1 pseudogene is annotated in these 235 nt (G+C 35.7%); it reads right to left on the bottom strand.

The features are described from left to right. Nucleotides 1-15: 15 nt before the first annotated feature. Nucleotides 16-235 (bottom strand): annotated as a pseudogene (locus LI241_RS15715) (hypothetical protein); the annotation flags it as partial.

Below are 235 nucleotides of genomic sequence, written 5' to 3'. Positions count from 1 at the left end.
CTTATTTAAAGATCTTTATCGGTTTTTCAATATTTTCTTTTTCTTCAATACAGCTAAAATGGCAATTAACAGTCCGCTCATTGCAAACAATGATAGATATAACTCTATATTTGTTTTGTCATCCGTTTTTGGAGTTTTTGGAGTGTCTGACGCGTCAGGTTTATCAGGTGTGGACGGCTTCTCTGATGTTACTTCCTTGTAGTTGATAAACTTGATATCCACATCACCATTCGCC

The organism is Longicatena sp. 210702-DFI.1.196, assembly GCF_020563125.1.
Classification (GTDB): domain Bacteria; phylum Bacillota_I; class Bacilli_A; order Erysipelotrichales; family Erysipelotrichaceae; genus Longicatena; species Longicatena caecimuris.
Note: the sequence above shows the minus strand (reverse complement) of the source record. Positions and strands in the feature narration are given on the sequence as shown.